Here is a 7009-nt window from a genome sequence, read left to right as displayed (position 1 = left end):
ATTAGTCAGAGCAGCCCATGACCGTAGTTTAGACCAAAATAGCGAACGGCTATGGCAAAAACTGGAGTCGCAACCCGTAAGATTTGAACAGGAAATCAAAGTACCAGAAGCTGGTAAACGTAAAGCCCGTATCGCCAAATTAGCAGTACGATTTTCTAAGGTTAATCTACGGGTTCCCTATCGTTTTGACAATCGTGACCCATTACCAGTTTATGCTGTCTATGCCACTGAAATCGATTGTCCTGAAGGTGAAACTCCTTTGGAGTGGATGCTTTTGACCACTGAAGTCGTGGAAGACTTAGAAACGGCCATTAAGATTTTACGTTGGTATACTTACCGTTGGCGGGTGGAAGATTTCCATAAAATCTTGGCTCAATAGGTGTTTCGGGGAGATCAAAAATACTGAACGCTTCAATGCTTTTCATGACAAGCGTTTCAGACATCGAAGACCTCCGAGGCTAAAAACATTTTGCATCAATTATTTCAGCCATTTAAGCTAAAGCACCTCCCCGAAACACCTATTGAGCCAAAATCTTTAATTCTGGCTGTCAGTGTGAGCGCTATCGACTTGCTGCTGAAGGGACTGGAGTTTAGACTAAAAAAGGTAAAAAAGGCAGAGTAAAAGAGATACAAACTGCCTAAAGTAGATGAAAAAGAAAAAGGAACATCTACAGTCATGATTATTGACAAACTACAAGAATTTCGTCAACAGGTATATAGATTTTTAGGAAACGGACGGGATGCAGCAGTATTAACCAGTCCAAGCGTAAAGTCATTTGCGGAATTATCGTTATCTGCGGTGTATCGGCGAAAATGGTCAAGCCTATATGAGTCACTAAAAGACAGTCGACCAAGACGAGGAAGGCTCAGACGACTGTGTGTGGAACAAATACCCAAAGACATTCGCCCATTGCTAGCAGGAGACCATACAGGATGGGGAAGACCGCACGCCAAACGTTAAAAGACAGGAGCTTTGTACATCAACCGAATTTGGTTGAAGGCAACAAACCGATCGTGTTAGGACATGACTACAGTACCTTGGGGTGGGGTGCCAGAGATGGAAGGGAGTTGGGCAATTCCGTTATGTCACGAGCGGATCAGTAGTTTTGAGACAGCAGCCCAAAGAGGTGCATTCCAACTGAGGCAAGTATGTCGAGACTTGTCTGTAAGACCGATCGCCACCTATGACAGTGAATATGGTAGTGCGGCCTTTATGAATTTTGACCGAGGATATTCCCGCAGACTTACTGCTGCGTCTACGTCCTAACCGATGCTTATACAAAGCTCCTGCACCCTATAGAGGCTGTGGTCGTCCCCGCAAGCATGGAGATAAATTCCAACTTGCCAATGCTGATAGTTGGGGAGACCCATCGGCAACTTTTAGCTTAGAAGATGAGACAGTCGGACAGGTGCAAATCCAGCAATGGTCTGATTTACACTTTAAAAAAGCTGCCCAACGCCATTTCCAAGTTATTCGAGTCACCCATCCCCATTGCTCTGGTTTGTGGTTAGCTTGGGTGGGGGAACAGATGCCATCTTTAGTCCAGATTTGGCGTTTGTACTTACGTCGTTTTGCTATCGACCATTGGAATCGCTTTGCCAAACAACGTTTACATTGGACTCTGCCTCATTTGTTGACTCCTCAACAGGCTTTGCGTTGGAGCGATCTTATGCCTCTATTGTCTTGGCAATTGTGGTTAGCCCGTCAACTAGTTATTGATAGTCCTTTACCTTGGCAGAAACCCCAAACCAATCTCTCCTTTGGTCGAGTCGCTCAGGGCTTTGCCGCACTTTTAGTCAGGATTGGCTCTCCAGCCTGTTCTCCTAAACCTCGTGGTAAGTCCCTTGGTTGGAAATCTGGGCGTAAGCGTTCTCCTTTTCCTCGCTTTCCTATCATCAAAAAACGGGTTTCTCGTCCCAAAAAGGTCAACAAAGACAACCTTAATTCCTAACCCTCAATATTCTCGTTTTCATTCTCTTAGATTTCCTCAGTTCTTTATTCTCTGAGTTACTTTTTCCTGCTCTTTTTCTGCTTATCTCAATCACCTTAGTCTAAACTCCAGTTGGTAAAGCAATGCGTAAAACTATCGACTCCCTCGCCAAGCCCAATAAATATCCCATCATCTTCTTTGTCTTTACCCTAACCCTCAGCATCGCCGCCAACGGCTTATCATCCCTTGCTCCTTGATACCCTCGGCACATGGCTAGAGACAAAATATGGCTTGAGCAAAATCTTTTGGCAAATTGTAGTAGTAAGCATCCTCTCGATCATTCTATTTCTATCAATTTCCAACATCAAACGCATCATCTCCAATATCTTTGGCGATCGCAGCTTGATCAGTGAAGCACCCGAAGAACTAAACGCCACATTTAGGGGATTAATTATCTTTGCCAGCCTCACTGTAAACTCTGCCGCAAAAATTGCCATCCAACATCACTGGAAAGAAAGTAAAGGTGACCTTGAGCATTGTTGGATTATTTGCGGAGGCGAGAAAGCACTAACAGTCACTAAGGAAATAATTAAGAGCCTAGATATACCTGAAAATATTTTCCACTTTGAGCGCGACTACCCCTTGAGCGATCCAGAAAACCCTAAAAACCAACTTTCCCTAGTCCTCAATCCCGAAGATGCTAACGATCCTAATCAGATTCGTAAAATTGTCGAAGCCATATATCAAGATGCGAAGGAAAACTACGATCTGTATGATTCAGACATCATCGCCGACTATACAGGTGGCACAAAATCCATGACCGCAGGACTAGTCCTCGCCTGTGCTAGTCCAGATCGTCGATTACAATATGTACTGAGCGATTATATTGATAATAAACCAGTCAATCCCAAAGTGATGGAGAGCAAACTCTCCTATAGCCTTAAACCAGTCAAGACCTACTAAGCACTCCATGCCAAGCCCCAAGAAACCAGCGATCGCCAAATGGACAGACGACACCGAAATCGTCAGCATCACTTTGAGCTTAAGAGCGATCGCTGACATTGAATTATCCCCCAACTACACCACCGCATTCCATGCATGGTTTCTCCATCAAGTCCGCGACAGCGATCCACAACTCTCGGCTTATCTCCATGATGGACAATCCGAAAAAGCCTTTGCCATATCTCCCCTGAATGGCAAACTCGAACTTATATCCAACACCTTCCTTGCTAAAGCAGATAGTACCTATACTTGGACAATTTCCGCCCTATCCAAGCCTCTATGTGCATGGCTGCAAACTTGGTACAGTAATCATCCAGAGATAATTAACCTTTACAAAGGCAACTTCGCGATCGAGCAGATCGACATTAATCAACCACCTACTACCTACAATAACCTCTGGTCAGTTTCATCAAATCCAGAACCAAGATTTACACTTGCTTTCTTAACTCCTACTTGCTTTCGCAGCAAAAATCACCATTTACCCTTACCGATTCCCACTAATATTTTCCATAGCTACCTCCGTCGCTGGAATGACTTTGCTCCCGAAGCTTTTCCTCAAGAAGATTTTTTAGCATGGATTGAACAGGTAGTTTACATAACTAACTACGATCTTAACTGTACTAAAGTTGCTGTTGCGAAACAGGGCTATGTGACTGGCTTTACTGGTACAGTCGAATTTGCTGTTGATCTTAAAGCCTCTCAAAATTCTGATTTTGAAAGGTTGCTTTCGGCATTAATTAAACTCGCTAATTATTGTGGTACAGGACATAAAACCACCTTTGGGCTGGGACAAACGAGACAGATTGGGAAGAATGAAGTCGGAAGTGAGAAGAGTGAAAAAGAAGCAATTACAACCACTCCAATCCAAGAACATTTAATTAAAAGAATTGCGGAACTAACGGATCTATTCCTGCAAACCAAAAAACGACAAGGCGGCGATCGCGCTCAGAACACTGCTACTATCTGGGCAACCATCTTAGCCCGTCGAGAATTGGGCGAAAGCTTGAAGGCGATCGCGATCGATCTCGATATGCCCTATGAAACGGTCAGGAAATATGCCCAAGCTGCACGTAAAGCGATCGGGGCTTTAGAATCGAACTTGAGACTGTAGCTTCATTTTCATCTTTACAGCAAAGGTAAATAATGCATCAACTCTTGAGTTGCCTCATCTATCATTTTCTGTCTAAGAGAAATTGGTGCTAAAACTTCGCCATTGGGTCGCCAGTCTCGCAATCTTTGAATAATATTAATGTCATTCGGGCGAATTAAAGCTTGATAGTAGTGATCGCTGGGACTACGTTGTTTGAGAATAGCTAAAATACTTTCTCTGTCATGGGCATTAGATATAGCTTTTTGGATCAAAGGTAAAATCTGATTATAGGGAATAGATTTAAAGGTGGGATGACGCACTGTGTTATCTACATACCAACGCGCAAAATCTTCTGAAAAGCGAATTAATAAAAGTTGTGGTTCTTCATAAAACTTAAAACCCCACGCTTTTTGTAACTCTATCTGCACTACTTCAGGTGTCGGCAATTTACCACTATTACGTAATTGTTTTAAATGTTTAGGAACTTCACGATCGCCCCAAGCGAGAATTTTCAAGCTTTTAGAAGTAATCCGATCTAGACGATAATTGTGCCAACCCATATTACCGTCAGGATCGATACCATAGGCACTGAGGTATTTAGCACGACGCAGATAGTTAATACAGACAGGATAAACAGTGATCTGCTTAATATCACTCGAAAATCTGGACAACTCATTCGGATTTATTGGCAAAGATTTAGTAATACTCGCTGAGGTTAGTTTAATCACTTCATAATCGAATTGAATCACACCATTGTCCGCAGTATGCCAAAGATCGGCTAATTGCTTGTGATAATCATCTACTCGATCTTGCACATTAACAGGCAGAATGTAATCGAGATTAACAAAAGTATGTGGCAGTTTTTGGTGTTGCGATAGCAAGCGATCGCCATCCTGTTCTGCAACCAATAGCTCTGAAAGAGAATCTAGCAATAACTCTAGATTTGGCTGCACCATTGAGAGCGTATCAAGAGCAACTAGCAGATCAAGACATTGCTGACGCGATAGATTTTGACTCAGCCATGAGTTAACTATAGGCACTTGAGAAGGTGATCGCTCAGTGGAAAATCCCAAATAAAGATCAGGTGGTAACTGAGGTAAAAGATCAACAGGCAAAATTTGAAATTCGCCTCTAGGCAGAACTTTTAGCCACCCAAGTCGTGCTAACTTCTCTAAATCTGCCCGTATAGAACGATGCACAGTGGCAAAGGGGAATTGGGATAGTTCGGCTTCCAATTGCTGCTGATCAAAACCTGTGAGTAATTGGAGATGCAATTGCGTCTCCGTTGTGATATGCAACCAATTATTTAAAGACTTTGCACAAATACAATGGCGATCGCCACAGCCATTGACAAAAGTTTCAGCCTTGAATTTGTCAGAAATAGGATGATGGCGAGTATATAGGCGATCACGTAGGTCAGCATAATGAAACAGATCAGGCAACAGGCGATCGCGATAAATCATTCCTAAAATTACCCAAAACCGCACCGCCCGACTCATACTACTCGCCAGATTTCCTTGGACTAACCAATGTAGGATTTGGATAGTTGGTGCGCTTTGAAAAATAGCCGTGATATCAGATGACATAAATCCTTAATTGAATACCCATCTTCAATGATGCCCTATAGTAACAACAAAGATACTTAATTGCACTCCAGAATGCTAGACAGAAAATTAACAAAATCAAGTAATTTCAATCATTTGCATAAATAGCCCAGTTTGCTTAATTTTTCTTGACTATTATGAAGTATTTAGCCCAATTATACTCTTTCAGTCTAAACTTATGACAAGTAACTTGCAGTGGCTCTCACTCATGGCTATTCCCAAAATTCAGTTATTTCTAACTACCAAAAAATCTGTTAATGGACTTGCCTATCAGCAGTTAGAGATTGAGATCCTTACGCCTGATCGTGTGATTAATCCTGCCGATCTGATTGGGTTAGAACTCCCTTCTGGTGTGGATACTAGTAATGGCGTAGTGATTTCAGGACGAGCCCCAATCTGGCTCTATGCCTACTTTGTCAATGAATTGCACCCGACTAAGTGGGTAGCTTGTTACGACCCGCGTATTTCTGGTGGCGTTGTAGTGGCGACCCATAGTAATCAAGTAACCATTGGTCAGATTATTACTGAATCTCAATCCAGCGAAGTCCAGCTATGTCCAGCCCTGATGATTGTTGGTCCCCCGAATAGCGGCAAAAGCGTATTATCCCATGCCTTATTTCAAACCTTGCTACAGGAAAACTCTCAAGTGTATTTACAGAGAGCAAATTGGGATGGTGAGGGGAACTGGACAATAGAGCTAGGGGATGAAGGGCAAGCAGAAATTATGAAGGTTTCTAACAAAGGGGAATTAACCCAAGGCTTTTTTTCCTATCATGCTCAAGCAATTTTAGAATTACGCCGCCAAAAATCTTTAGTAATTGTCGATATTGGCGGAATGGTACAACCTGAAAAGCAACCGATTCTTGAAGCTTGCTCCCATTATTTGATCGTTAGCTCCAATTCCGATGAGGTGATTAAATGGCATGAGTTTTGTCGCGATCGCGTTAATCTCTCTACCATAGCCGTGATTCACAGCACTTTGCAGACTTGTGAAGAAGTCAATCAATCGCAACCCTATTTAGAAATGACCTGTGGCGCTTGGTTAATGGGTCAGTCTCGCGCTGTGCCTGATGAGTTATTAAAGAGAGTGCGATCGCTTCTTTTGGGTAGTCCTAAAAAGGAAAGGATGAGGGAAAATATCTAGATGGTTGTTACAGATTAAAGCAATGTCAGAGTCAAGTCCATCATGTCCATCATGTCCATCCTGCCAGTCCGTATCAGTGGTTAAAACGGTAGTACTCGGCATGGCAAACAAAATTATAAATGTCGGGACTGTGGTCGTCAATTTGTAGAAAATACCACAGTGGCAGAGAGTTTCAGAGCGTATCCAAGACACTTATGACCTTTTAGAGAGACTACTGCTAGAAAAATCCCACTAGCTG

General features: G+C 42.7%; 4 protein-coding genes and 3 pseudogenes. 6 read left to right on the top strand and 1 reads right to left on the bottom strand.

Going from position 1 to position 7009, the window contains the following annotated elements; translation table 11 throughout:
- From PSE7429_RS17775 to cas6, 4 genes and pseudogenes are all read left to right on the top strand, one after another.
- Positions 1-379, top strand: a pseudogene (locus PSE7429_RS17775) (IS4 family transposase); the annotation flags it as partial.
- A gap of 297 nt (positions 380-676) precedes the next feature.
- Positions 677-1952 (top strand): annotated as a pseudogene (locus tag PSE7429_RS27805) (NF041680 family putative transposase).
- A 225-nt stretch (positions 1953-2177) separates the two neighbouring features.
- On the top strand, positions 2178-2894 hold the full coding sequence (locus PSE7429_RS17765; protein WP_009628691.1) for a hypothetical protein: 717 nt from the start codon (positions 2178-2180) through the stop codon (positions 2892-2894).
- A gap of 7 nt (positions 2895-2901) precedes the next feature.
- Positions 2902-4044: a CRISPR-associated endoribonuclease Cas6 gene (gene cas6, locus PSE7429_RS17760; protein WP_009628690.1), complete on the top strand. Its 1143-nt coding sequence runs from the start codon at positions 2902-2904 to the stop codon at positions 4042-4044.
- A 14-nt stretch (positions 4045-4058) separates the two neighbouring features.
- Here cas6 and PSE7429_RS17755 read toward each other — a convergent pair whose 3' ends face one another.
- Positions 4059-5609, bottom strand: coding sequence for a TIGR03985 family CRISPR-associated protein (locus PSE7429_RS17755; RefSeq protein WP_009628689.1), 1551 nt, complete (start codon positions 5607-5609; stop codon positions 4059-4061).
- 196 nt (positions 5610-5805) lie between these two features.
- On the opposite strand from PSE7429_RS17755, the gene crn3 reads away from it, so the two are divergent.
- Both crn3 and PSE7429_RS28235 read left to right on the top strand, forming a co-directional pair.
- Positions 5806-6771 carry a CRISPR-associated ring nuclease Crn3/Csx3 gene (gene crn3 / locus PSE7429_RS17750; RefSeq protein WP_009628688.1) on the top strand — a complete coding sequence of 322 codons (966 nt, stop codon included), beginning with the start codon at positions 5806-5808 and terminating at the stop codon, positions 6769-6771.
- A gap of 22 nt (positions 6772-6793) precedes the next feature.
- A pseudogene (locus PSE7429_RS28235) lies at positions 6794-6997 on the top strand (IS1/IS1595 family N-terminal zinc-binding domain-containing protein); the annotation flags it as partial.
- Between the last annotated feature and the right edge of the window lie 12 nt (positions 6998-7009).

The sequence above is a fragment of the Pseudanabaena biceps PCC 7429 genome (assembly GCF_000332215.1).
GTDB lineage: Bacteria > Cyanobacteriota > Cyanobacteriia > Pseudanabaenales > Pseudanabaenaceae > Pseudanabaena > Pseudanabaena biceps.
The sequence above is the reverse complement of the archived record's forward strand: the minus strand, read 5'-3'. Positions and strand labels throughout refer to the sequence as shown.